Here is a 23,095-nt window from a genome sequence, read left to right on the forward strand (position 1 = left end):
CTGTTCAGGCTTGAGGGGGCATGCCGCTCATGTGGACGAGTTCCCAGTGGTGGCCGTCGAGGTCCTCGAAGCCATGGCCGTACATGAAGCCATGGTCCTGCGCCTCGCCGGGGATGTTGCCGCCCGCAGCCCTGGCCTTGGCAACCAGGGCATCGACCTCCTCGCGGCTCTCGCAGCTCAGGCAGACCCAGCCGGTGGTGGCGGTCTTGGCATCGGGAAAGGCCTTGGGCGTGAAGGTTCGTGCGAACTCTTCCGACAGCAGCATGGCGTAGAGGTTCTCGCCCAGCTCCATGCCGGCACCCTTGTCGTTGGTGAACTGCGGGTTGAACTTGTAGCCGACGGCCTCGAAGAAGGCCTTGCTCCTGGCCAGGTCCTTGACGGGCATGTTGACGTAGATCTGCTTGTGCATGGGGGTGCTCACAAAGGTTGGACGAGGTGGATGAGGTTGCCGCAGCCGTCCTCGAACATGACCGCCTTGATCGGCCCCATGTTCTCGGGCTCGCCGCGCACGACGACGCCGCGCTCGCGCAGCTTCTTGACCTCGGCCTCGACGTCCGCGGTGACGAAGGCGGTGGCGGGCATGTTGGCGTCGAACAAGGCCTTCTGGTAGACCTTGGCCGGCGCAAAGCCCATGGGCTCCAGGGCCAGCTCGACGCCGTGCACGCCCTCGGGCGACACGACGGTCAACCAGCGATAGGTGGGGCCCATGGGGATGTCGGCCATCTTCCTGAAGCCGAGCTTCTCCGTATAGAAGGCCAGGGCCTTGTCCTGGTCGTCCACGAAGATGGAGGAGATCTTGATCTGCATGAGATGTCCCTTCAGTGCGTGGATTCGGACAGGGCCTTGAGGCGCTGCAGGGCCTGCGGCCAGGTGGTGTTCAGGAACTCGGTGAAACCGTCGTCCCAGCTCTGCAGGTGGATGGCCAGGTGGGTGCCGGTTGGCGCGGCGCTGAAGACATAGCGCTCCCGGGCCGGCTCGCGATACAGGGCGCTGTCGGCGACGGGGCGGCCGTCCCTGATCTCGCCGACCAGGCGCAGCGACAGCTCCTGATGCGGCCGGCTCTCGTCGACGACGGCCTCCATGCCGAAGCCGCGCGGGTCGAGGAAGCGCAGCCGGCGGCCGGCCTCCCAGCTGCCCTCGAAGTAGGAGCCCTCGCAGAAGGCGCGGGTCCAGTCGCGGTAGGCCAGGGGGTCGAACATGCAGTCCCAGACCCGGGCGGCCGGCGCGGCGATGTCGATGCCGAACTGCAGGTCCTTCATGCGGGCCTCCCTTCGGCAAGCTGGCGCAGGTTCTGCAGGCCGGCCTCGAAGTCGCGGCCCACCATCTTGTCCATGTTGATGAAGACGCCCATCAGCTTTGACGCAAAGTTGGCGGGCCCGTTCATGGTCCAGCGCACTTCGGTGGCGCCGTCGGGCGTCGGCAGCAGGGCGAACTCGGCCTGGTTGTGGGCCTCGAAGGGCTTCACGAAATCCAGCTTCATCTGCACGACCCGGCCCGGCTGCTGGTTGACGATCTCCAGGCTGCCGCTGCCGACCTCCTTGCTGTCCCAGTCGTAGCGCGAGCCCACGCCGGCCGCGGCGCCGCTGTAGGCGCTCTTGATCAGCGGGTCCTTGCGTTCATAGGGGTTCCAGCGGTTGAAGGCGCGCAGCTCGCTGACCAGGGGCCAGACCTTGTCGGCCGGCGCGGCGATGCGCAGGCGGCGCTCGACGCGGAACTCGTCGGGCCGCGTGGCCGCATAGGCCAGCAGCAGGGCCAGGGCCAGCCCCAGGCAGATGAAGATGATGGAGAGGTTGCTCATGGTGCTCTCCTCACTCGCTGCGGATGGCCATGTCGCCGCCGGGAGCGAAGTCGGCGTCCTCGTAGAGGGGGCGCACCTCGATCTCGCAGCCCATGCCGATGAAAGGCATCGGGAAGCGGCTGGCCCAGGCCCGGGCTTCTTCCTCGGAGCGCACCTGGATCAGGGTGTAGCCGGCGATCAGCTCCTTGGCCTCGGCGAAGGGGCCATCGACGACCTCGCGGCGGCCGTCGGCGTCGTAGCGCACGCGCCAGCCATTGCGGCTGGGGCGCAGGCCGGCGCCGTCGAGCAGCACGCCGGCGCGCGCCATCTCCTCGTGGAAGGCGCCCATCTCTTCGAAGAGCTTGGCGTATTCGGGGCCGGGCGGGTCGCCGCGCTCGCTGACGGCGTTGGCACGGACTTGGATCATGAATCGCATGGCAGGTCTCCTGGGGTTGGCGGCAGCGCTTGCTGATTTGCTGCCTTCATTCCCACGACGATCCTGACCGACCGGAATCGACAGACTCCGGGAAATTACTTAGCCCTCAGGATCTAGGGGGTGTTCGGGCCGAGCGCTGGGCCGCTCCCGAGCCGGCCCGTCTGGCGATGTGCTTGCGGCTTGACGCCGCAAGCATCGCCGTCCCCTCGGGGGACCGACCAAGGTACTCCGTGGACGAGGGGCCTCACGTATAGCAGGGGCCGACGCCGCGGATTTCGACAGTGGCCCATTCCGCGGCCGGGCAACGCTCGGCCCAGGTCATGGCGACGGCGGCGTCTTCGGTGTCGAGCAGGAAATAGCCGCCCACCATCTCCTTGGCCTCCGCAAAGGGCCCGTCCCAGACCTGGGCGCCACCCTCGCGCTTGGCATAGCGCTTGGCGGCCGAGCCCAGGGAATTGGTGCCCAGCAGCAGGCCGGCCTCCTTGAGTTCGGCGGCGAAGTCCAGCATGCGCTGGTAGACGGCCTCGCCATTGACGCGGCCGCGTTCGGCGCGCTGGCCTATGGGTTCGACGATGAGCAGCATCTGGGGCATGGTCGGGTCCGCGGTCGGTGGCAACAGGCGGCCATTCTGGCGCCTGTCCTTCCTCATTTCTGACAGCAGTTGGGTGATTCGCGCGGATCGGGCACAGTCGGGCTGCAGCGAGATGCATAAGCTCGCAACTCAGCGGAGGCCGAGATGGACGACATGACCCATGTCGCGATATTGCTCGTGAAGGCCACGCCCGAGCTGCCCATCGTCGGGGCAGCCTCGGGGCGTGCCAAGGTGCTGGGCTATGACGCGCAAGCCCTGCGCGGCATGCCCTTGTCGCTGCTGTGCCCCTTGCGCCAGCCCGACGGCCGGCCCTCGGCCGCCACGCTGGACAGCGTGCTGGCGCAGCTGCAGCAGGGCGGCTCGCTGAGCCTGCCCTGGACCTTCCAGACCCGCGCCGGCGAGGCCCGCCCCCACGAACTGCACCTGACGCTGACCGAGCGCGATGGCGAGCCCCAAGTGGCCGTCTGCATGGTGGACGTCAGCCGCATGCAGTTCGCCGAGGTGCTGAACCGGGCCAAGAACGAGCTGCTGGAGATGGTGGCCACCGGCCAGCCGCTGACGCCGGTGCTGAACCGGCTGACAGCCCTCATCGAGTCGCAGTTTGAGGGCCTGTACTGCAGCGTGCTGTTGCTGGACCTGGACGGCCGGCATGTGCATGTCGGCGCCGGCCCGCGCATGCCGCATGACTATATGCAGGCGCTGGAGGGCGCGGAGATCGGCCCCACAGCCGGCTCCTGCGGCACGGCCATGTTCGACGACCGCCTCGTCATCGTCGACGACATCGCCACCCACCCGTTGTGGGCCGCCTACAAGGACCTGGCCCTGCCCTATGGGTTCAAGGCCTGCTGGTCGGCGCCCATCCATGCAGCCAACCAGGGCGTCATCGGCAGTTTCGCCATGTACTACCGCGAGGTGCGCCGGCCCAGCCCCGAGGAGATCAGCGCGCTGAATATCGCCAGCCACCTGGCCGGCATCGCCATCGACCAGGCCCGCCGCGACGAGGAACGCCGCCGCGCCGCCCTGTGGCTGGAGGAGCAGGTCCAGGCCCGCACCCAGGAGTTGCTGGCCGCCCAGGACGAGCTCGTCAACAGCCGCAAGCTGGCGGCCCTGGGCCAGTTGCTGGCCGGCATCGCCCACGAGATGAACACGCCGCTGGGCAACGCGCTGCTGAGTGTCAGCGCCCTGCGCGCCGGCAGCGCCAGCTTTGCCGAGCGGATGGCCACAGGCGCGCCGTTGAAGCGCCAGGAGCTGGTCGACTGGGTGGCGCAGGCGCAGGCCGGCAGCGAGCTGGTCGAGCAGAACGTCGATCGCGCGCTGCGCCTGGTCAACCGCTTCAAGCAACTGACCGAGGGCAGCGGCCGCGCCGTGCGCTCACGCTTCGACCTGCGCGAGGCCGTGCTGCAGGCCTGGGCGCGCGTGCAGACCCGCCTGGCGGTCGAGCACGTGCAGCTGGCCTGCGACCTGCCGGAAGGCTTCCTGTTGGAGGGCTACTCCGAGGTGCTGCAGCAGGTGCTGGAACAGCTACTGGAGAACGCCTGCCTGCATGCCTTCCGCAACCGCAGCAGCGGCCAGATCCGCGTCAGCGCCCGCCGCAGTGGCGAGCGCCTGACGCTGGAGCTGAGCGACAACGGCGCTGGCATGCCAGCGGCCGACCTGGCCCGTGCCTTCGAGCCCTTCTTCACCACCACCTTCGGCCAGGGCGGCAGCGGCCTGGGCCTGTTCGTCGCCCACAGCCTGGTCAGCGGCATGCTGGGCGGCAGCCTGGAGCTGGACAGCCAGCCGGGCCAGGGCACGGTGGCCCGGCTGGAGCTGCCGATCCAGGGCGACACTACCCTGGCTTTGGCCGCCTGAGGCGGAGCCCCTCGTCCAAGGAGTAGCTTGGCCGATCCCCCGAGGGGATGACGATGCTTGCCGGATCGACCGGCAAGCACATCGCCCAAGGCGGGCCGGCTAGGGAGCGGCCCGGCGCTCGGCCCGCAAGGTCACCGGCGAATGGGCGAGCTGCCGCGCCAGGCCGGGTCGCTCCAGCGCTGGAAGGCGCCCATCAAGGCGGGCTCGCTGGACTGGCGCTCGGTGGCCAGGTTGGCCAGCGACACCACCTCGAAGCTGCGGCGGTATTTGCCCTCGGCGCGGAACTCGCGCGCCAGCAGCATCTGCGCGCCCCCCGGCACCCAGCCGGCGAACTCGGCCACGCCCAGACCCGGCTGGGCCGGTGCCGGCGGCATGACCTCGACGCGCCAGCCGCCGTTCCTGCCCGCCTCCTTCAGGAAGACCCACAGCTCGCGCCAGCCGTCCAGCGGCTGGGCGGCCAGGGCCAGGGCGCGGCCCTCGCGGTTCAGCGAGGCCGAGGCCAGGGCGATCTGGCCATAGCTGCAGCGACGCGCCACGACCTTGCCCCCCTCCTTCAGCTCGACGCAGCGCTCGCCGTCGGCACCGGGCTGCAAGGCGAGTTGCAGGCTGCCGAAGTCGCGCGTCGCGACGCCCGTGCCCAGCCAGCGCGCTGCGTTCACGCGCATGGCGGCGTCCGCATAGGCCGTCTGGTCGTCCTCGGTCAGCTCGGTCGGTGCGATGGACGCGAACTCCGCCAGGGCCGGCACGGCCTCGCCGCCGGCGCCGCGGCGGGCTTGGGCGAAGGCCAGGCTGGCGGCCACCGAGGCGCGGCGCATCTGCAGGCGGTTCCTCCAATGCGCCGGCAAGCTCGCGGCATCCACCTGGGCCAGCACCTGCTGGCGCCACTGGTCGCGCGCCTCGGCCTCGCGCGGCGTGGCGCGCGGGTTCAGGCAGTCGGGGCGCGTCAGGGCCAGCGCGGCACGCACGCGCTGCTCGGGCGTGGCCGCCGTGACCAGCATGCGGCGAAAGGCCTCGCCCTCGTAGCAGACCTGCACCCGCCCCTCCTCGGCGTCGAAGGACTCGAACTTCAGGCCATAGCGGGCCGCCACGTCCATCTGCGCGGCCAGCTGGCCCTCGGTGGGCTTGGCGTCGCGCAGCGAGGCGCGGTCGGCGATGCGCTCGGCAAACATGCCCATGGCTTCCAGCGCCTCGGCGCCGCCAGGGCCGGCCATCTCCGCCGGCGTGGCCAGCTGCACATAGGCCGCGGCCAGGCCCAGGCCCAGGCCTTCGGTGCCCCATTGCTGGCGTGAGAGCCGAAGCTGGGCGAGCAGCTCGGCGCTGGCGCCCCCGTTCGAATCTGCGCGCGGCACCACCAGCACCTGGCCCTTGCGCATCCAGCCGCCGCGCTCGCGGCGGTAGTCCCAGACCTGCCAGTGGTCACCGCGCTCGGCGCGGATCTCCAGCGCCTCGCCGCGGCCCATCTGGGCCTGCAGCGAGGCGGTGTCGCGCGGCGCGCCGCGCAGCGGCGAGTCCTGCACGACGAGGCCGGCGCGCGGGAAGGCGGGCAGCTCGGCAGAGGGTGCTGCTTCGGCCTTGGTCATGACGACGGCGGCGGCCGCGGCGGCAACAACGATCAGCGCAATGCGACGCATGATGGCTTACTCCTTCTCCGCGGTGGCTTCGCCATGGCCTTCGGCAGCGGCCTTGGGCTGGGGCGAGGTGCCGCCCAGCAGCGCATTGCCGATGAAGCCGCCCGAGCCGGGCGGGGCGATGATGACCTGCACCTTGTCCGACAGCTTGTCGGCCATGGCCTTCTGCACCAGCAGGGGGTGCTTGGTCAGCAGGGCGCCCTCGGCCGCCATCTGGCCGGCATTGGCCTTGCCGATCTGGTTCAGGCGATAGGCCTCGGCGTCGGCCAGCTTCTGGCGCGCGGCGGCCTCGGCGTCGATCTCGATGCGGCGCGCCTTGGCGGCGCCTTCGGCCTGCTGGACGCGGGCGGCGCTGTCGGCTTGCGCTTCGAGGGCGCGCTGCTCGATCTGCTTTTGCTTGAAGGGCAGCACATGCTTCATGGCCTCCTCCTGGGCGCGTGCCGCGATGACCTGCTCGCGGCCGGCGGCCTCGGCGGCCGTCTCGCGGCGCACCTTGTCGGCGGCGGCCTGCAGCTCGGTCTCCTTGACCTTCTTGTCGGCGATCTCCAGCGTGTAGCGCATGCGCTCGCTGGCCAGGCTGTCGGCCAGCAGGTTGTCCATGCCGCGGCGGTAGTCGGGCGGCAGGTCGACCGAGCCGATCTGCACGCTCTTGAGCACGATGCCGTCGCTGGCCAGCTTGGCGCGCAACTCGGCCTCCAGGGCGCTGGCGATCTCGGCGCGCTGGCTGGAAAAGATCTCGCGCACCGTGTGCTTGGCGATCTGCTTGTAGACGACGGCCTGCACGGCCGGGGCGATGACTTCGGCCTCGATGTTGTCGGGCAGCTTGCGCGACAGCTCGGCCAGGCGGCGCTCATCCACGGCCCAGCGCACCGTCATGTCCAGGCCCAGGGACAGGCCTTCCACCGACTGCAGCGGTGCCGGGCCGCCGGCCTTGGCAATGCCGTCGGGGTGGTAGCTCTGGTCGCGCAGCGGGAAGAAGCGCACCTCGTGCAGGCCGGGCAGGCGCACAAAGCTGCCGTCGCGGAATTCGGTGGCGCCACCGCTGAACTGGTTGGTGCGCAGCGCGGCCTGGCCGTGGGGCACAGCCTGCACGGGCGGGTGGGTGACGACGGCATAGCCCAGGCCGGTCACGGCCGTCAGGATGAGCAGCGGGGGCAGGGCGCGGCGCAGGGAAAGCGCGACGCTGGGCTCGGCGTCAAACCCGCCGTCCGTGTCGCGGCTGAAGGCGTTGCGGATGGAAGCAGCGAGGGTCTTGAGGCGTTGCAGCATGACGGAAAACTCCTTGGCGGTGATGCATCGCGGGGTGGTGGTTGCGATGCATGGCCGCCATGGTTGCCATGACTGCGGGAAGGGACGAGAGGGGCGTGGGGCGGGTGTCTTCCGGGCGGGCGGAAGGAATCTTCCGCGGCGACACTTCATGCACCGGCTTTGCAAAGCGGGCCCCACTGCCCAAGGAGATGGCGATGCGCTTCCTGAGACTGATGTTCGCGACCCTGCTGCTGTCCTTCGCGGCGACGCATGCGCTGGCGCAGCAGCACGTGGTCTACCACTTCGACGATGCCGCGACCCAGGCCTTCAAGGGCCTGCGCAACATCCGCAACCACCTCGATGGCGACCCCAGCGCGCAGATCACCGTCGTGACCCTGGGCCCCGGCGTCGACATGCTGATGCCGGGCTACAAGGACGCCAACGCCGCCGACTATGCTGCCCAGGTCGCGGCCCTGAAGGCGCGCGGCGTGAGGTTCGAGGTCTGCGAAAACACCATGAAGGGGCGCGGCTTCAAGAAGGAGCAGTTCCTTCCCGAAGCCGAATTCACGGCGTCGGGCGTGGTCCGCGTCGCGAAGCTGCAGGGCCAGGGCTTCGCCTACATCAAGCCCTGACCGGCAGCTAGGACAGGTCCTCGTGGATGCAGAGGTAATTGCCCTCGGTGTCCTTGAACCAGGCCGCCTTCTCCGAGCCCAGCACGCAGACATGGTCGACCGTCTTGAAGTCGGGGAAGTCGTAGTCCTCGAACACCACGCCGGCTTTTTTGAGCGCGGCGATGCTGGCGGTGATGTCGTCGACCTTGAAGCTGATGGCCGTGTGGTCGGCCTTGGTGCCGCCCGGCTTGGGGAAGAGGGCCAGCGTGGCGCCGCCGACGCTGTAGACGAACTTGCCGTCCGGCTTGAAGCCACCGGGCACCAGGCCCAGGCGGCCCTCGTAGAAGGCCCGGGCCCGGGCCATGTCGGCCACGGGCAGCATGGTCGTGACGGGAGCGCTGTTCAGCATATGCAGTCCTTTCGCTCTGCCGGTCACGCGAGGGCTGGCCGGGCGGTGAGCATAGGACGGGTGCTCGGGCGGCGCCAGCCTCAAGCCGGGGCATCGCCCGCCAACACGGGCCTGAAGAAGCTGCGCTCATAGCTCGGGAAGCATTGCGTCTCTTTCGCGTAGGCGAAGGCGGCCTGGCATTCCGGGTCCTGCAGCGAGCGCTGGCGGTAGTCCTCGTAGGCCGCCAGCGACGGGAAGGAAAACAGCGCCAGCGCGATGTTGTTGGCCCCTTCCGATGGCAGGAAGTAGCCGTGGTGGGTGCCGCCGAACTTCGCCACCAGCGGCAGCCAGAGCTTGCCGTAGTGCTCGAATTCCTGGAGCTTGTTCGGATCGATGACGTAGCGCAGATAGCAGGTGATCACGGCGGGGTCTCTCGCTCTAGGTGTATTGAAGGATGGCGGCCTGTCGATGCGCGGCGCAATGCTGGATGAACTGCCCGAAGTCGCGGTAGTTCTCCAGCAGATAGGACTCGGCCTCCTCGTCCTGTCGCTTCCAGAGCGCTTCCAGGTAGACACCCTTGAAGTCCGCCGTTCGGAATGCCTTCAGCAGCGTGCCTTCATCCAAGGAAGCGAGGGCGGCGGCGCATCTCGCAACCGTGTCCGGCCCGACGTAAAGCGCAGGTCCGTAACCCACCTCGAAGTCGCCGATCTTGCCGTCGCCCTCGAAGAAGTTGGCAGCGTCCGGCGCGCAGAGCGCCACGCAGTGCCTGAGGCCGTCCCAGGACTTGTCGACATCAAGCTCCCTGCGTTGCGGGTCCGCGAGGCTGAGCGTGCTCGGCGCGCGCGGCGGCTTCGCCCTGCCCAGCAGGCGCTGCAACAGCGAGGTCCGGTTGTCGGCGGCGAGCTGCTCGAGATATCTCGAGTCATCCTCGGCTTCGAGCACGCGCCAGATGAGGGCGGGCTCGGCAAGGACGGCGTCCAGATGGGAGGCGCTGAGAGAGTAGGCGATGAGGCTGATGCCCATGTCTGCAAGGGGGGGTGCTGGTCAGCGGGCGACTATGCCGGCAAACCGGCACGCGAGACACCAGACGTCAGAATCCTCGCCACCCATCGCGCTCACGGCGCCCACCATGCCCAAACTGACCGCCGCCGACACGTCTCAAGCCGTCGACCAGTTCATGGCGGCGCTGAACCACCCCTTCAAGGCCGAACTCGAGACGCTGCGTCGGGCCATCCTTGCCGCCGACCCCGCCATCGCCGAAGGCATCAAGTGGAATGCGCCGAGCTGGCGCACCAGCGAGTATTTCGCCACCACCCATCTGCGCAGCAAGGCCGGCCTCGGCCTCATCCTGCACCTGGGCGCCAAGGTCCGCGCCCTGCCTGAAGAGGGCGACGGCGGCCTGGACGTCCCCGACCCCACCGGCCTGCTGAAGTGGCTGGGCAGGGACCGCGCGCAGGTCGAGCTCGGCTCGGCCGCCGATCTCGCCGCCAAGCTGCCCGCGCTGCAAGCCTTGCTGCGGGCGTGGATACGCCACGTCTGATCCCCGCCCCCCTGTACCGCCAAGCGGGTACGCACCCCATCGCAAAAGCCGCCCATGGTTGCTACCCTCACGGGCCTCACTTCAAGGAAGCCCTCGATGAAGAACTCGCTGATCGCCACCGCCTGCCTGCTCGTCAGCTCCCTGGCCCTGGCTGCCGACATCACCGTGAAAGTCAGCGCCGCCGAGAAGCAGGGCGACGGCGCGGCTCTGGGCAGCATCCGCATCGTCGAGACGCCCTATGGCTTGGCCTTCTATCCCGAACTGAAGGGCCTGCCGCCCGGCCTGCATGGCTTTCACATCCACGAGAAGCCGTCCTGCGCGCCCGCCGACAACAACGGCACCATGACGCCCGCCTTTGCCGCCGGCGGCCACCTCGACCCGCAAGGCACGAAGAAGCATGGCGAGCCCTGGGGCGACGGCCATCTCGGCGACCTGCCGCCGCTGTACGTCGCGGCCGACGGCACGGCCAGCGCGCCCGTGCTGGGCCCGCGCCTCAAGCTGGCGGACGTGAAGGGCCGCTCGCTGATGGTGCATGCGGGCGGCGACAACCATTCCGACCACCCGGCGGCGCTGGGCGGTGGCGGGGCGCGCATGGCCTGCGGAGTGATTGGCGGCTGAGGAAGCGCCGGGTCAGGACTTGCCGGCCTTGGCCTTGGCCGCGTAGAGGCGTTCCTTCTCGATCGCCCGCATGTCGTTGATGCGATAGACCAGGCCGGCACAGCGCTTGTTGAACTCCTGCGTGCGCGCATCGAAGGCATCGACGCTGGCCTGGAATTCCACGGCCTCGCGATTGAGGGGCTCGACGCGCGCATTCAGCGCGTCCATGCGCTCGTTGTAGGCGGTGATGGCGTCTTCGTCCGACTTGTCGACGGTCGCTTGCAGTGCGACATGCGCCCGCATCTCGTCCTGCCATTGCTTCATGACCGCCTTGCGCTTGTCGGCCTTCTTTTGCAGCGCCGCCTGCTCGAGCTTGATCCTGTCCTCTCCATCCATGCACTGGCGCAGGTCCTCCTTGCTGCCATAGCGCGGCCCGGACGTCGCTTGGGCGTGGCTGGCCGCCGCCAGGGCCGCCAGGACGGTGAACAGGGCAAGCGTGCGTGCGCGCAGGACAGAGTGCATGGCAGTGATCCTCGGGACCCGCAAGTTCTGCGGACGCGCGACTATGCCAACCAAACGGCGGTGAAAACTGCCGCGCGGCGGCCGACGCCACCAGGGTTAGCCCGGGCCGGAAGAATCCTTCCACGCCGCGGCGGGCGCGCCTCCAGATAATCCCCGCCATGCCCCGCATCGCCGTCATCGAAGACGACCCCACCACCAGCGAGCAGCTGGCCGGCTGGATTCGCAACGCCCGCCCCGAGCTGACGGTCGACCAATGGTTCGACCGCGACGCCGCCGAGGCCGCGCTGCTGCGCGAACGCTATGACCTCGTCGTGCTGGACATCGAACTGGGCCGCGAGCGCAATGCCGGCGTGGCCCTGATCAACGAGATCAACAAGCAGGGCCTGGGCACGCCGGTGCTGGTGGTGTCGGCCATGCCGGCGGCCATCTACCGCAGCATCATGAAGGCCCTGGACGCCTGGGACTATCTGCAGAAGACGACCTTCGACGAGGCCGAGTTCATCGAGACCTTTCTCGACATCCTGCGCACGGCGCGGCTGCGTGAACCGGCGCCCAAACCCACGGCCACCAAGGCCGGCGACGAGAGCCTGCAGCTCGATCCGCTGAAGCAACGCTCGGCGATGTGGCGCGGCCAGCGCATCAACCTGCCGCTGACGGCCCAGCGCATCCTCGCGACCCTGCATGAGCGCGCCGGCGAGGTGGTCAGCTATGAGGAGCTCTTCGACGTCGTCAAGAGCGGCCGCAACCGCGACAACGTGCGCAAGCATGTGGCGACCATCCGCGATGCGTTCAGGGACGTCGACCCGGCCTTTGACGGCATCGAGAACATCCCGATGCGCGGTTTCCGCTGGACCCCTGGCGGATGAAGCTCGGCCGCGTCGAGCTGCCTTTTCGCGATGTCCTCCCGGACATGCCGCGCCTGGGGCTGGCGGCCTTTCGCAACCGCATCGTCTTCCACCTCGTCTTCATCGCCCTGGCCCTGGCCACGCTGGCCCTGGCCCTGGCCCTGCTGAACGAAGAGAGGCAGCGCAACGCCCAGCGCTACGAGCAGACCTTCGCCAAGTCGCTGGCCGAGATCGTCGCGCAGCTGCGCCACCCTTCAGGCCAGCTGGCCTTGATGAACCCCGAGCCGGCCCAGGTGGACGAGGGTTGGGTCGCGCCCCTGGTGCTGCCCTTTGCCGCCATCGACTTCGACGACGCGACCAAGGCCCAGCGTGCCGTCGACATGGCCGGCTGCGCCCTGCAATACCCGGGCGGCGCCAGCCTGTGCACGGCCGTCGGCAGCAATGCCTATGCGGGCGGCTTCGTCTACCTGGTGGCCGCGCTGGACGCGCCGCCGCTGGTGTCGCGCGAGCGCGGCGCGCTGGACCTGGCCGACCTGCACCGCGTGCACATCAGCCTGCAGCGCGACGGCGTCGAGCAGCATTGGCTGGCGCCCGTCGAGATGCTGGACGCTCAACGCGGCCAGCTGCCCGGCTTCACGGTGGAGGCGGCCGACAACACGACGACGCTGCCGCGCAAGGCCCGCCCGCAACGAGACTTTCGCGGCTGGGTCTGGCGAGAAGGCCCCTGCCTCAGCACGGCCGAGCCCTGCCCGCGCCGCACGACGGTCTCCATCCGGCTGCCGGTCGAGGCCTTTCGCGAAGCCCTGTTCCGCCCCGGCGGCCCGCAATGGCCGCCCGCCGACCTGCCCCGCACCGGCCTGCGCCTGGCCCTGCTCGGCCCCGGCGGCGCGACGCTATTCGACAGCGCGGCCTCGCAGGGCCAGCCGCCGCTGACGCTGGCGCGCTTGTCCGGCACGCTGGCGCCCGGCGAGACGCTGAAGATCACCCGCGGCAACAACGTCGTCGCCTTGCTGCAGGGCGCCGAGGAAGCCGGCGCCCCGCCCTCGCCCTGGTTGACGGCCCTGATCCAGCACCTGCCCGCACCCGCCATGCCGCACACGCTGCAGGCCAAGGACACGGTGACGACGCCCGCGGGCCGCTTCGACATCACGCTGACGGGCGATCTGCAGGGCCTGGACCGGTCCCTGAGCGCCAGCGCCGCCCGTCTGGCGTGGCCGGTGGGCGCCATGCTGGCGGCCATCGCCCTGGCCTGGCTCATCATCGAGATGGGCCTGATCCGCCGCGTCGCGATGCTGACGAAACGGGCTGCTGCCCTGTCCCACCAGCTGCAGGCACCCGAGCGCTTCGAGCTCGGCACGCTGGACGTGGCCGATCTGCGCGGCCGCGACGAGCTGGGCATCCTGGCCGGCAGTCTGTCCGACCTGCTGCAGCATGCCCGCGACAGCCTGCGCCGCGAGCAGCTGCGCGCCGAGCGCGAGCACGACCAATGGCATGCGGTGGGCCACGAGATCATGTCGCCGCTGCAGTCGCTGATGCTGCTGCATGCCGGCGATGCCGATCCGAGCCGGCGCTATGTGCAGCGCATGCAGCAGGCCGTCAAGGTGCTCTACGGCCAGGCATCACCCAGCGAGGCCCTGGCCGCCGCGACGCTGGCGGTGGGTCGGTTGGACGTGGACGCCTTCCTGCGCCAGGTGGCCGAGAACGCGGCTTATGCCGGCATCGCCGACGTGGCCTACACCCCGGGCGAGCCGGTCTGGGCCCAGGCCGACGAATACCCGCTGGAAGACGCCATCACCCATGTGCTGAGCAATGCCGACCGCTACCGCGTGGCCGGCACGCCCATCACGCTGTCCCTGCGCGTCGAGGGCGAGCTGGCGACGGTGGACATCCACAACCAGGGCCCCCACATCGCCGCCGACCAGCTGGCGCGCATCTTCGACTACGGCGTCAGCGATGCCCAACCCGAGGACGGCCAGCGGCGCGGCCAGGGCCTGTTCGTCGCCAAGACCTATCTGGCCAAGATGGGCGGCAGCATCGCCGCACGCAATGTCGACGACGGCGTGGTCTTCGAGATCGGCCTGAGGCGCAGCTAGGCTTTCTTCTTCATCCGGCCCAGCAGCTCACGCGCAGCCAGCTCGGAACTGAGCGACATCTCCAGCGGCGCCCGCACCAGGCCGGCATGGCCGTACTGCAGGTTCTCGTAGACCTCGGCGGCGGCCGGGAAATGATCCAGCAGGCCGGCCAGCATCTCGTGGCCCTGCTGCTCGCGCAACTCGGCGCCGAGCTTCTGGACCAGCAACTGGTATTGATGGGGGTGGGCCGCGTGACCCTGGCCTTCGAGCGCCTGCAGCAACTGGGCCAGGCGCACGAGGGACAGCAGTTCGGCGGGGACGGCGAGTTTGATGACGGAAGCCATGGGTCCCAGATGCCGCCGCCCGCTCGCATTTCAAGCGGCCGGGTTGCGGCATGTTTCACACCGGCCACGCACAATCGGCCCCAGGAGGCCTCCCCCATGAAGTTCCTGCCCGATGAAACCTACGCCCTGCTCGACGCCGCCGGCGGCATCCGCCAGCAGCCCGGGGGGCGCGAGTTCTGGGGTCAATCCCAGGAGGCCCTGGACGCCCTCGGCAAGGACTGGCTGGTGTCGGAATTCGTCTGCGACGCCGACTGGGGCAGCTGGGAGATGCACCCCCATGGCGAGGAGTTCGTCTACCTGCTGGACGGCGACATCCAGTTCCTGATGCAGCCGGCCGAGGGCGAGCTGACCTCGCAGCGCATCACCGGCCGCGGCGCCGTCGTCGTGCCGCGCGGCGTCTGGCACACGGCCAAGGTGTACCGACCCAGCCGCATGTTCTTCATCACCCTGGGCGCCGGCACACGCCACCAGCCTGCCTGAAGGAGGGCCTGCCATGCCCCGCGACATCGTCTACACCCCCAAGGCCGCCAAGCCGCCCGCCGCCTACAGCCAGGCCGTCAAGGCGGCCGGGCTGGTCTTCGTGTCCGGCACGGCGCCGACCGACCCCGAGACCGGCCAGTTTGTCGGAGCTACGGTGCAGGAGCAGACCCGCCAGTGCCTGACCAATATCGCCGCCATCCTCGATGCTGCAGGGAGCTCGATGGACAAGATCGTCAGCGTCACCATCGTGCTGGCCGACGAGGACGATTTCGCCGGCATGAACGAGGAATACCTGCGCTGGTTCCCGGCCAACCCGCCGGCCCGCCAGGGCGCCAAGCTGCCGGCGCGCATCCCGGGGCTCAAGGTGTCGATCGCGGCGATTGCCGAGGCCTGAGACCCGCATGGCCGACGAACTCGACTGCCAGCGCTGCGGCGCCTGCTGCGCCGTGTTCCGCGTGTCTTTCTACTGGGCCGAGGCCGATGACGCGCCCGGCGGCACCGTGCCGGTGGCGCTGACGCGCCAGGTCAGCCCCCAGCACCGCTGCATGGCCGGCACCGAAACCCAGCCGGTGCGCTGCATCGCGCTGGAAGGCGAGGTCGGCAAGGAAGTGGGCTGCAGCATCTACGCCCAGCGCTCCAGCACCTGCCGCAGCGTCGAGCCCGGCGACCCCCAATGCCTGAAGGCCCGCGCGGCCCACGGCCTTGAAAGCACGCGCCACGCCGCCATCTCGGCGGATTCGCGCCAACATCCCCCGCCATGAAGTCACTCGGCAAACGCGCCACCGGCCTCCGTCTCGAACGCATGCGGGCCTCGCCACGCTACCGGGTGACCGATTCGGGCGAGGGTTTCCACAACGTCCACCCCATTCAGCCCGGCCTGCGCAACCGCACCGAAAGGCCGTCGCTGGGCGACTTCCTGTGCTCCGAAGGCCGTCGCACGCCGGCCGGCCCCCTGCCGGCGCACAACCCGCTGGACGCCTGGCTCAAGCCCACGGACACCGGCCTGCGCGCCACCTGGCTGGGCCACTCCACGGTGATGATCGAGATCGACGGTTTGCGCGTGCTGACCGACCCCGTCTGGGGCAAACGCGCCTCACCTTCGCAGCTCGCCGGCCCCAAGCGCTTCCAGCCCGTGCCGCTGGCGCTCAAGGCCTTGCCCAAGCTGGACGCTGTCGTCATCTCCCACGACCACTACGACCATCTCGACATGGCCACGGTCAAGGAGCTGGTCAAGCTGCAGGACGTGCCCTTCATCACCTCGCTGGGCGTCGGCGCCCACCTGGAGGCCTGGGGCATCCCGGCCGAGCGCATCGTCGAGCTGGACTGGTGGGAGCATTGGCAGGCGCCCCAGGGCGAGCTGCGCATCCACGCGGCGCCGTCCCAGCACTTCTCGGGCCGCTCGCTGACCGACCGCAACGCGACGCTGTGGTCGTCCATCGTCATCGAGACGCCGAAGCACCGCGTCTTCTTCAGCGGCGACACCGGCCTGACCAGCGAATACGCCGCCATTCGCGAACACTTCGGCCCCTTCGACCTCGTCATGCTGGAAGTGGGCGCCTTCCATCCCTCCTGGGGCGACATCCACCTCGGCCCCGAGAACGCGCTGAAGGCCCTGACCTATCTCGGTGGCGGCGCCTTCCTGCCGGTGCACTGGGGCACCTTCTCGCTGGCCCTGCACGACTGGGATCAGCCCGCCGAGACGCTGCTGGAGCTGGGCCCCAAGCAGGGCGCCCAGCTGCTGATGCCGCGCCTGGGCGAGGCCGTCGAGCCGGCCAAGGGCGAGCCGGCGAGGCCCTGGTGGCGCGAGGCCGAGGCGCCCGGCCACAAGACCCTCCAGCCCGCGGCGCCCGACGACCCGAGCAAGATGCCCAAGGCCATGCCCTGGCCGCTCGACTAGTTCGACGAACCTGACGCCGGCGCGCTGCCGCCGCCTTCGACCTTGTCGGCGGTCTTGCGCACGGCCCTGCTGGTGGCGTCGGCGCCTTTCTTGACGCCGCTGGCCGCTGCATCCACGCCCTTGGACACGCCACGGGCCGTGGCATTGGCGCCCTTCTCGATGCCGCGCACTGTCGCCTTGGCCCCGCGCTCGATGCCGCTGGCCGCCGCATGCACGCCTTTGGCAACGCCGCTGGCCGCGGCCTGAGCACCGCGTGCGACGGCGCCTTCGATCTTGTCGAGGGTGGAGGGCGCCTCATCGGCGGCCATCGCGGATCCACCGATCAGCAAACCGGCGATCAGGAGCAGGGACTTGCGCTTCACGAGTCTTCCAATCCTTGGGAACGGGAAACCGATTCTGCATGCAGCTCGCCGCCCCAGCTGGACGGATCCACATCGGCCACGCTCTGAGTGAAGACCCAGTGGTGGCCGGCGAAGTCGCGCACGCCGTACTGGCGCTCGCCAAAGGGATAGGTCGTCGGTGTTCCGGCCACCTCGGCACCGGCCGCGATGGCCTGGGCGTGGTGGGCATCGACGTCCGCGACACGCGCCATGACCGAATGCGAGGCGCAGGACGCCGCGGACACCTCGCCCTGCTTGACGATCAAGGCGCCGCCGCCCGGCACGCTCAGCTGCACGCGATGGTCGGCAATGCGCAGGCGCACGGCAAAACCGAAGGCGCGGCAGAGCCAGTCGGCCGCGGTGCCGACGTCCGGGTAGGCCAGCTCGGGCAGGACGACGGCGGCCGGGATGGAGCGGTTGGCGTTCAGCATGGCCGGCGAGTCTGCCGCCGGCCCAGGCTTTGTCAACGGCTGACGATGGGGAAGGTACCCGACGCCTTGTCGATCAGGCCGAGGAAGCGGGCCAGGTCGATCTTGCTGCCGCTCACCTTGAGTTCGTCGGAGGTCAGCATGTCCTTCGCCCCGACGGTGCCGGCCATCATGCGGACGAAGAAGGCCTTGGTCAGCGTCAGCGTCGCGTTCGCATCGGCGGCCGGCTCCGCGCGGCGGTGGTGCAGCACGGCGTTCTCTATCCACAGCACATAGGACTCTTTCGTGTCCGTCAGCACCAGGTTGATCTTGAAGTCCTTGCCCTCGGCGGCAGGGCCGTTGAGGCCGGCCGCCATGGCTTCGAGGAAGCGCTCGATGGGCGTCTGGGCCAGCATGTCGACGAAAGCCGCGCGGTTGATGCCCTGCTTGGGTGCCCCGCCGCGCAGCTCGGCGGCCGCCGTCAGATAGCTGTTGCGCCAGGTGCTGGCCTCGGCGACGAAGCCGAGCTGGTCGTAGCAGCGCGCCAGCAGCTCGCGCGCTGCCTTGTGGCCGGCGTCGGCAAACACCACATGGTTGAGCAGCTCGGCCGCCCAGCGGTAGTCGCCCCGGTCAAAGGCGGCCTGGGCCGCGGCCACGGCCTTGTCCGCGCCGCCGGCCAGGGCCACATAGCGTTTGGCCATCTCCACCGGCGGCAGGGGGTCGAGGTGGGCGGGGTTGCCGTCGTAGGCGCCGAGGTAGAACTGGTAGACGGCCTTCACGTTGTGGCGCAGGTCGCCGTAGTAGCCGCGGGCGCCGAAGGGGGTCTGCAGGGACTTGGGCAGGCGGATCTGGTCGGCGATCTCGCTCGGCGTCAGGCCGGCGTTGATGAGGCGCACGGTCTGGTCGTGGGTGTATTTGTAGACGTCGCGGTGCTGGATGATGAAGGCGGCGATGCGGTCATGCCCCCAGACGGGCCAGTTGTGCTGGCCGACATAGACCTCGGCGTCGCCGAGCTGGTCCAGGGCGTCCTGCATATAGCCGGCCCAGCGCAGCGCGTCGCGCACCTTGGCGCCGCGCACCGGCAGCAGGTTGTGCATGGTCTGGGCCAGGTTCTCGGCGCCGCCATAGACCTTGAGGGCGGGAATCGAGAAGCTCATCTCCGCCGGCGCCTCGGCGCCCGGCACGTTGTGGAAGACGATGCGCACGCCGTCGAGCACGCGTTCCTCGGTCGGCTGGGTGATGAGGTCGGTGGGCGCCAGCACGCCGAAGGTCCCATACCCCACGCCCTTGCCCAGACCGGTGTCGACCAGGCCCTTGGCCGAGCGCTCCAGGTTCTTGCCGAACTGGTAGGCCGAGCGCCGGCCCATGGCGGTGCCGACGAGCACGTTCTCGCTGGTCGCCTCCTCCATGAAGCCGTTCGAAGCAATGACAGGCACGCCGGCCTTGACCTGATCGGGCGTCAGCACGCCCAGGGCGCCGCCGAAGTGATCGATATGGCTGTGCGAGAACAGCAGGGCCGTGACGGGCTTGTTGCCCAGGTGCTGGCGCGCAAAGGCCAGGGCGGCGGCGGCCGTCTCGCGGCAGGTCAGGGCGTCGACGACGATCCAGCCGGTCTGGCCCTCGATCAGCGTCATGTTGCCGATGTCGAAGCCGCGCAGCTGGTAGACGCCGTCAACGACCTTGAACAGGCCGATCTGGGCATTCAGCTTGGCATGGCGCCACAGGCTGGGGTTGACGGTGGGTGGCGCGTCGCCGGCGATGAAGTTGAAGGCGTCGAAGTCGGTGATGACGCTGCCGTCGGCGGCGAGGATCTTGCCGGTGGGGCGGGCGATGAAGCCGCGCTTGGCGTCCTCGAAGCCTTGCGGGTCGGCGAGCGGCAGCGACCTGGCGAACTCGGCGTTGGCCTGCACCGTCGTCGCGCTCGCGTCGCCGGAAGGGGCCGCAGCTTCGCCGCCGCAGCCAGCCAGGATCAGGGCCGCAACCACGGCGGTCATCGTCGTCTTCATCGGGTCGCTCCTCAACGCGAGTCGGAAATGATCATGTCGGCGGCCTTCTCGCCGATCATGATGGTGGGTGCATTGGTGTTGCCGCCGATCAGCGTCGGCATGATGGAGGCGTCGACGACGCGCAGGCCGCCCACGTCGTGAACGCGCAGGCGCTCGTCGACGACGGCCATGGGGTCGTGGCCCATCTTGCAGGTGCCCACCGGGTGGTATTGCGTATCGGCACGGGCGCGGATGTCGGCAGCCAGGCCGGCCAGGTCGTCGGCACGGACCGGATAGAGCATCTCGCCGCGCAGGCCGTCGAAGGGCTTGGCCTCGACCAGGCGCTGCTGCATCTGCGCGCCCTTGACCAGCAGGGCCAGGTCGCGCTCGTCGCTCAAGAAACGCGGGTCGATGCGCGGCGCGGCCAGCGGGTCGGGGCCGGCCAGTTCGACGGTGCCGCGGCTGTGCGGCCGCAGCACGTCCACATGGCAGGAGATGCCATGGCCCCAGTGCAGCTTGCGGGCATGGTCGTCGACGATGCCCATGACGAAGACGAGCTGCAGATCGGGCACGGCCACTTCCGGGCCTGAGCGCATGAAGGCGCCGGACTCGGCGATGCTGCTGGTCAACATCCCGGTGCGCTGGCGCCGCCATTCGCCGACCGCCCGCGCCAGGCGCGCGCCGCCCCGCAGCGAGACGCCAAAGGTGGGGGTGTTGGCGGCACAGCGCCAGGTCTGCACGTAGTCGATGTGGTCCTGCAGGTTCTGGCCCACGCCGGGCAGGTCGCGCTGCACGTCCAGGCCCATGCGCTGCAGATGCTCGCCGGGCCCGATGCCCGACAGCATCAGCAGCTGGGGCGAGCCGAAGGCGCCGGCGCTGACGATGACCTCGCGGCGCGCCCGCACCAGGCGGGACAGCCCATGAACACGGTAGTCCACGCCCACCGCGCGGCCGTTGGCCAGGCGCAGCTTGGTGGCCTGGGCATGGGTGATGACCTGCAGATTGGGCCGCTCGAGGTTGGGCGTCAGATAGGCCTTGGCGGCGCTGCAGCGCTCGCCATTGCGCTGGGTGACCTGGTAGATGAAGGCGCCGAATTGCTCGGCGCCGTTGTAGTCGCCGACAGGGGGCAGGCCCTGCAGGGCCGCCGCCGCGAGGAAAGCCTGGTTGATGGGGCTGGGGCTGCGCGGCAGCGTCACGTTCAGCGGGCCGCCGCGGCCGTGCAGGGGGTCGTCGCCGAACTGCTCGTTGTGCTCGGCGCGGCGGAAATAGGGCAGCACCTCGTCATGGCTCCAGCCGCTGTTGCCGAGGCTCGCCCAGTGGTCGTAGTCGTGGCGGTGGCCCCGCACATAGAGCATGGCGTTGATGGAGCTGCTGCCGCCCAGCGTCTTGCCGCGCGGCTGGTAGCCACGGCGGCCGTTCAGGCCGGGCTGGGGCACGGTCTGGTAGGCGTAGTTGTTCAGCCGCGTGGGCACCATGGCGACGACGCCGGCCGGCGCATGGATGAGGACGCTGCTGTCCGGCCCGCCGTTTTCCAGCAGGCAGACGGAAACGGCCGGGTCTTCGCTCAGGCGCGCGGCCAGCACGCAGCCGGCCGAGCCGGCGCCCACGATGACGTAATCGAACTCCACGACACTGGTCTCCTCCAACCTCTTTGCGGGCCGGGGAGCGAAGGATGGAAGGCGGCACCCAATACGTCCAACGCATAATTCGCTAGCATTCATTGCGTGGAGTGCATAGTGAACCTGCGCCAGCTCTCCCACCTGATCGCCCTCGCCGATGAGGGCCGCTTTGTCGCCGCGGCGGAGCGCGTGCACCTGAGCCAGGCCGCCTTCAGCCGCAGCATCCAGGCGCTGGAGGCGGATTGGGGCCTGCGCCTGTTCGAGCGCGGCCCGCTGGGCGCCGTGCTGACGCCGGCCGGCCGCACGCTGGTGGAGCGCTCGCGGCGCCTGGTCTTTGACGCCGACTGCCTGGAGCGCGACGCCGCCCTGCTGCGCGGCGGCCTGCTGGGCGAGCTGGCCTTTGGCGCCGGCCCGGTGCCGGCGGCCGTGCTGGTGCCGCCGCTGCTGGCCGAGCTGCGCCGCCAGGCCCCGCAGGTCGTCGCCCGTGTGCGCTACGGCAATGTGCCCAGCCTGCTGACCCTGTTGACCGACGAGGCCATCGAGTTCTTCGTCGCCGACCGGCGCATGCTGACCGACCCCAGCCGCCTGGACATGACGCCGGTGGCCCAGATCCACGGCGGCGTCTACGCCCGCAAGGGCCACCCGCTGCTGGGCGCGGAGCAGGTGACGACGGCGGACCTGACGCGCTTCGGCCTCGGCGTCGTGTCCACGTCGCCGCAGCTCTTCGTCTACATCGCTCAGGGCCTGGGCTTTGCCAGCCCCGGCGATCTGCCGGTCGTCGTCGAATGCGATGACGTGGCCACGCTGGCGCGGCTGGCGGCCGACGGTGACATGCTGGCGCTGCTGCCTCGCGCCCTGCCCACGGCGATCGAGCTGGGCCTGCAGCCCCTGCGCGGCGTGAAGACCTTCGGCGACCTCTACGTCGACGCCCACGCCGTCTGGCTGCGCGGCCGCACGCTGGCGCCGGCGGCGGAGACGGCCATCCGGCTGTTCAAGGCGGGTTCGGGTCGCTGACGATCAGAGCCTGGCGCGCCTCGCCCAGATCTCAGTGGGAGGGAGTCACGCGCCGGGCCGTCGTCTCGATGCCCCAGGTGACGAGGGTGAGCTTCTGGCGCTCCTTGCTGTCGAAGCGCAGTTCGAACGGGCGCTCCAGGGCGTAGTAACGCGTGGCCGAGGCCGGCACAAAGGTCAGCCTGATCGACTGGCCCGGCAGTGTGCCGATCAATCGGCCGCCCTCGGGGGTCAGCTGCAGCTGCATGGGCTGGGGCAGGGCCAGCTGCCACAAGCCCTGCCGGGATCGCACGGCCGGCTCGGGCAGGCGGACCTGCGTGAAGGGCAGGCCGCCATCTCCGGTCACCGGCGTGGCCGTCTCGGCGACAAGCCGCCACTGGCCATCCTCCTCACGCGCCCACAGCGCCGTCCAGCGGGTGCTGCCCTGCCGCGGCAGGCCGCCGAAATAGGTGAAGCTGGCACGCTCGAGGCCGCTGAGCAGCACGACGCCGTCCGAGACGCGCAGGCTTTCTTCTTCCAGAACCTCGGAGGCGACCTGGCGGAGCTGGTCGTTGCCGCGCCGCTTGGCGAGCTGCTCCGCCGTCACGCGACGGCCGCCGACGTCGGTGTAGACATAGTGCTTGGATAGGCCTGTGAGATAGGTGGCCATGTCGCCACGCCCATGCGCCGCAGATAGCTCGGCATCGCGAGCTTTCACTTCAGCGATCACTGGGTCAACCGCCTCGGCCGCCGAAGCAGTCGCCTGGCTCAGCAGCAGGGCGGCGATCAGCGCCATGGCGCGAAGCCACGGGTCGAAGCGCAGGCGAGAGATCGGCATGGGATGCTCCCCTTGCCGGACCAGCCCGGCCGCCAAGCATCCTAGTCG

At 69.8% G+C, this 23,095-nt stretch carries 29 protein-coding genes; 11 read left to right on the forward strand and 18 right to left on the reverse strand.

The window, feature by feature from the left end; all coding sequences use genetic code 11:
* Positions 1-4 precede the first annotated feature (4 nt).
* The 6 genes from J2X20_RS16980 to J2X20_RS17005 form a co-directional block, all read right to left on the reverse strand.
* Entirely contained in the window at positions 5-409 is a 405-nt protein-coding gene (locus J2X20_RS16980; protein ID WP_310266964.1) for a VOC family protein, read from the reverse strand.
* An 8-nt stretch (positions 410-417) separates the two neighbouring features.
* A complete protein-coding gene (locus J2X20_RS16985) occupies positions 418-807 on the reverse strand; it encodes a VOC family protein (protein WP_310266967.1) in 390 nt (129 codons plus the stop codon).
* Between the two features lie 11 nt (positions 808-818).
* Positions 819-1,259 carry an SRPBCC family protein gene (locus J2X20_RS16990; RefSeq protein ID WP_310266970.1) on the reverse strand — a complete coding sequence of 147 codons (441 nt, stop codon included), beginning with the start codon at positions 1,257-1,259 and terminating at the stop codon, positions 819-821.
* Positions 1,256-1,798 carry an SRPBCC family protein gene (locus J2X20_RS16995; RefSeq protein WP_310266975.1) on the reverse strand — a complete coding sequence of 181 codons (543 nt, stop codon included), beginning with the start codon at positions 1,796-1,798 and terminating at the stop codon, positions 1,256-1,258. Before J2X20_RS16995 ends, J2X20_RS16990 begins: the two co-directional genes overlap by 4 nt.
* Before the next feature lie 10 nt (positions 1,799-1,808).
* The gene (locus tag J2X20_RS17000) at positions 1,809-2,213 is read right to left on the reverse strand and encodes a YciI family protein (RefSeq protein ID WP_310266978.1); all 405 of its coding nucleotides are present in this window, start codon (positions 2,211-2,213) and stop codon (positions 1,809-1,811) included.
* 244 nt (positions 2,214-2,457) lie between these two features.
* Complete coding sequence (locus J2X20_RS17005) at positions 2,458-2,805, reverse strand: YciI family protein (RefSeq protein WP_310266980.1); 348 nt, start codon at positions 2,803-2,805, stop codon at positions 2,458-2,460.
* A 144-nt stretch (positions 2,806-2,949) separates the two neighbouring features.
* Here J2X20_RS17005 and J2X20_RS17010 point away from each other — a divergent pair, with 144 nt between their 5' ends.
* Positions 2,950-4,656 (forward strand): sensor histidine kinase, encoded by a 1,707-nt coding sequence (locus J2X20_RS17010; RefSeq protein WP_310266983.1) that lies wholly within the window; start codon positions 2,950-2,952, stop codon positions 4,654-4,656.
* Positions 4,657-4,787: 131 nt separating this feature from the next.
* Here the strand turns inward: J2X20_RS17010 and J2X20_RS17015 are convergent, their stop codons facing one another.
* Together J2X20_RS17015 and J2X20_RS17020 are read right to left on the reverse strand one after the other, a co-directional pair.
* Positions 4,788-6,287: a hypothetical protein gene (locus tag J2X20_RS17015; RefSeq protein ID WP_310266986.1), complete on the reverse strand. Its 1,500-nt coding sequence runs from the start codon at positions 6,285-6,287 to the stop codon at positions 4,788-4,790.
* 6 nt (positions 6,288-6,293) lie between these two features.
* A complete protein-coding gene (locus J2X20_RS17020) occupies positions 6,294-7,553 on the reverse strand; it encodes an SPFH domain-containing protein (protein WP_310266989.1) in 1,260 nt (419 codons plus the stop codon).
* Positions 7,554-7,747: 194 nt separating this feature from the next.
* Between J2X20_RS17020 and J2X20_RS17025 the strand changes: the two genes are divergently transcribed.
* The gene (locus J2X20_RS17025) at positions 7,748-8,164 is read left to right on the forward strand and encodes a DsrE family protein (protein WP_310266991.1); all 417 of its coding nucleotides are present in this window, start codon (positions 7,748-7,750) and stop codon (positions 8,162-8,164) included.
* A gap of 7 nt (positions 8,165-8,171) precedes the next feature.
* On the opposite strand, the gene J2X20_RS17030 is transcribed toward J2X20_RS17025, so the two are convergent.
* The 3 genes from J2X20_RS17030 to J2X20_RS17040 form a co-directional block, all read right to left on the reverse strand.
* The gene (locus J2X20_RS17030) at positions 8,172-8,552 is read right to left on the reverse strand and encodes a VOC family protein (RefSeq protein ID WP_310266994.1); all 381 of its coding nucleotides are present in this window, start codon (positions 8,550-8,552) and stop codon (positions 8,172-8,174) included.
* A gap of 80 nt (positions 8,553-8,632) precedes the next feature.
* Complete coding sequence (locus J2X20_RS17035; protein WP_310266997.1) at positions 8,633-8,953, reverse strand: NIPSNAP family protein; 321 nt, start codon at positions 8,951-8,953, stop codon at positions 8,633-8,635.
* A 16-nt stretch (positions 8,954-8,969) separates the two neighbouring features.
* Entirely contained in the window at positions 8,970-9,554 is a 585-nt protein-coding gene (locus J2X20_RS17040) for a DUF1877 family protein (RefSeq protein WP_310266999.1), read from the reverse strand.
* Between the two features lie 106 nt (positions 9,555-9,660).
* On the opposite strand from J2X20_RS17040, the gene J2X20_RS17045 reads away from it, so the two are divergent.
* Together J2X20_RS17045 and sodC are read left to right on the forward strand one after the other, a co-directional pair.
* On the forward strand, positions 9,661-10,071 hold the full coding sequence (locus J2X20_RS17045; protein WP_310267001.1) for a DUF1801 domain-containing protein: 411 nt from the start codon (positions 9,661-9,663) through the stop codon (positions 10,069-10,071).
* A 96-nt stretch (positions 10,072-10,167) separates the two neighbouring features.
* On the forward strand, positions 10,168-10,689 hold the full coding sequence (sodC, locus tag J2X20_RS17050; RefSeq protein ID WP_310267003.1) for a superoxide dismutase [Cu-Zn] SodC: 522 nt from the start codon (positions 10,168-10,170) through the stop codon (positions 10,687-10,689).
* Between the two features lie 12 nt (positions 10,690-10,701).
* Here the strand turns inward: sodC and J2X20_RS17055 are convergent, their stop codons facing one another.
* A complete protein-coding gene (locus J2X20_RS17055; RefSeq protein WP_310267005.1) occupies positions 10,702-11,190 on the reverse strand; it encodes a hypothetical protein in 489 nt (162 codons plus the stop codon).
* 158 nt (positions 11,191-11,348) lie between these two features.
* On the opposite strand from J2X20_RS17055, the gene J2X20_RS17060 reads away from it, so the two are divergent.
* Both J2X20_RS17060 and J2X20_RS17065 read left to right on the forward strand, forming a co-directional pair.
* Positions 11,349-12,056, forward strand: a complete 708-nt coding sequence (locus J2X20_RS17060) for a response regulator transcription factor (RefSeq protein ID WP_310267007.1) — start codon at positions 11,349-11,351, stop codon at positions 12,054-12,056.
* The gene (locus J2X20_RS17065; RefSeq protein ID WP_310267009.1) at positions 12,053-14,128 is read left to right on the forward strand and encodes a sensor histidine kinase; all 2,076 of its coding nucleotides are present in this window, start codon (positions 12,053-12,055) and stop codon (positions 14,126-14,128) included. Before J2X20_RS17060 ends, J2X20_RS17065 begins: the two co-directional genes overlap by 4 nt.
* Here the strand turns inward: J2X20_RS17065 and J2X20_RS17070 are convergent.
* A complete protein-coding gene (locus J2X20_RS17070) occupies positions 14,125-14,451 on the reverse strand; it encodes a hypothetical protein (RefSeq protein WP_310267011.1) in 327 nt (108 codons plus the stop codon). The two genes, J2X20_RS17065 and J2X20_RS17070, sit on opposite strands and share 4 nt — an antisense overlap.
* A 96-nt stretch (positions 14,452-14,547) precedes the next feature.
* On the opposite strand from J2X20_RS17070, the gene J2X20_RS17075 reads away from it, so the two are divergent.
* Genes J2X20_RS17075 through J2X20_RS17090 form a run of 4 tightly spaced genes read left to right on the forward strand, consistent with a single transcriptional unit; the run spans position 14,548 to position 16,828 of the window.
* The gene (locus J2X20_RS17075; RefSeq protein ID WP_310267014.1) at positions 14,548-14,931 is read left to right on the forward strand and encodes a cupin; all 384 of its coding nucleotides are present in this window, start codon (positions 14,548-14,550) and stop codon (positions 14,929-14,931) included.
* A gap of 13 nt (positions 14,932-14,944) precedes the next feature.
* On the forward strand, positions 14,945-15,325 hold the full coding sequence (locus J2X20_RS17080; RefSeq protein WP_310267017.1) for a RidA family protein: 381 nt from the start codon (positions 14,945-14,947) through the stop codon (positions 15,323-15,325).
* 7 nt (positions 15,326-15,332) lie between these two features.
* Positions 15,333-15,692, forward strand: a complete 360-nt coding sequence (locus tag J2X20_RS17085) for a YkgJ family cysteine cluster protein (RefSeq protein ID WP_310267020.1) — start codon at positions 15,333-15,335, stop codon at positions 15,690-15,692.
* The gene (locus J2X20_RS17090) at positions 15,689-16,828 is read left to right on the forward strand and encodes an MBL fold metallo-hydrolase (RefSeq protein ID WP_310267022.1); all 1,140 of its coding nucleotides are present in this window, start codon (positions 15,689-15,691) and stop codon (positions 16,826-16,828) included. The genes J2X20_RS17085 and J2X20_RS17090 overlap by 4 nt, the downstream gene beginning before the upstream one ends.
* On the opposite strand, the gene J2X20_RS17095 is transcribed toward J2X20_RS17090, so the two are convergent.
* The 4 genes from J2X20_RS17095 to J2X20_RS17110 are packed head-to-tail and all read right to left on the reverse strand — an operon-like array spanning position 16,825 to position 21,228.
* Complete coding sequence (locus J2X20_RS17095; protein ID WP_310267024.1) at positions 16,825-17,190, reverse strand: hypothetical protein; 366 nt, start codon at positions 17,188-17,190, stop codon at positions 16,825-16,827. The genes J2X20_RS17090 and J2X20_RS17095 overlap by 4 nt on opposite strands.
* On the reverse strand, positions 17,187-17,639 hold the full coding sequence (locus tag J2X20_RS17100; protein WP_310267028.1) for a VOC family protein: 453 nt from the start codon (positions 17,637-17,639) through the stop codon (positions 17,187-17,189). Before J2X20_RS17100 ends, J2X20_RS17095 begins: the two co-directional genes overlap by 4 nt.
* A 32-nt stretch (positions 17,640-17,671) precedes the next feature.
* Positions 17,672-19,621: an alkyl/aryl-sulfatase gene (locus J2X20_RS17105; RefSeq protein WP_310267030.1), complete on the reverse strand. Its 1,950-nt coding sequence runs from the start codon at positions 19,619-19,621 to the stop codon at positions 17,672-17,674.
* An 11-nt stretch (positions 19,622-19,632) separates the two neighbouring features.
* Positions 19,633-21,228: a GMC family oxidoreductase gene (locus tag J2X20_RS17110; protein WP_310267032.1), complete on the reverse strand. Its 1,596-nt coding sequence runs from the start codon at positions 21,226-21,228 to the stop codon at positions 19,633-19,635.
* 108 nt (positions 21,229-21,336) lie between these two features.
* Between J2X20_RS17110 and J2X20_RS17115 the strand changes: the two genes are divergently transcribed.
* Positions 21,337-22,233, forward strand: coding sequence for a LysR family transcriptional regulator (locus J2X20_RS17115; protein ID WP_310267034.1), 897 nt, complete (start codon positions 21,337-21,339; stop codon positions 22,231-22,233).
* Positions 22,234-22,264: 31 nt separating this feature from the next.
* On the opposite strand, the gene J2X20_RS17120 is transcribed toward J2X20_RS17115, so the two are convergent.
* A complete protein-coding gene (locus J2X20_RS17120; protein ID WP_310267036.1) occupies positions 22,265-23,047 on the reverse strand; it encodes a YybH family protein in 783 nt (260 codons plus the stop codon).
* Positions 23,048-23,095 lie beyond the last annotated feature (48 nt).

The organism is Roseateles saccharophilus, assembly GCF_031458095.1.
Lineage (GTDB): Bacteria > Pseudomonadota > Gammaproteobacteria > Burkholderiales > Burkholderiaceae_C > Pelomonas > Pelomonas saccharophila_A.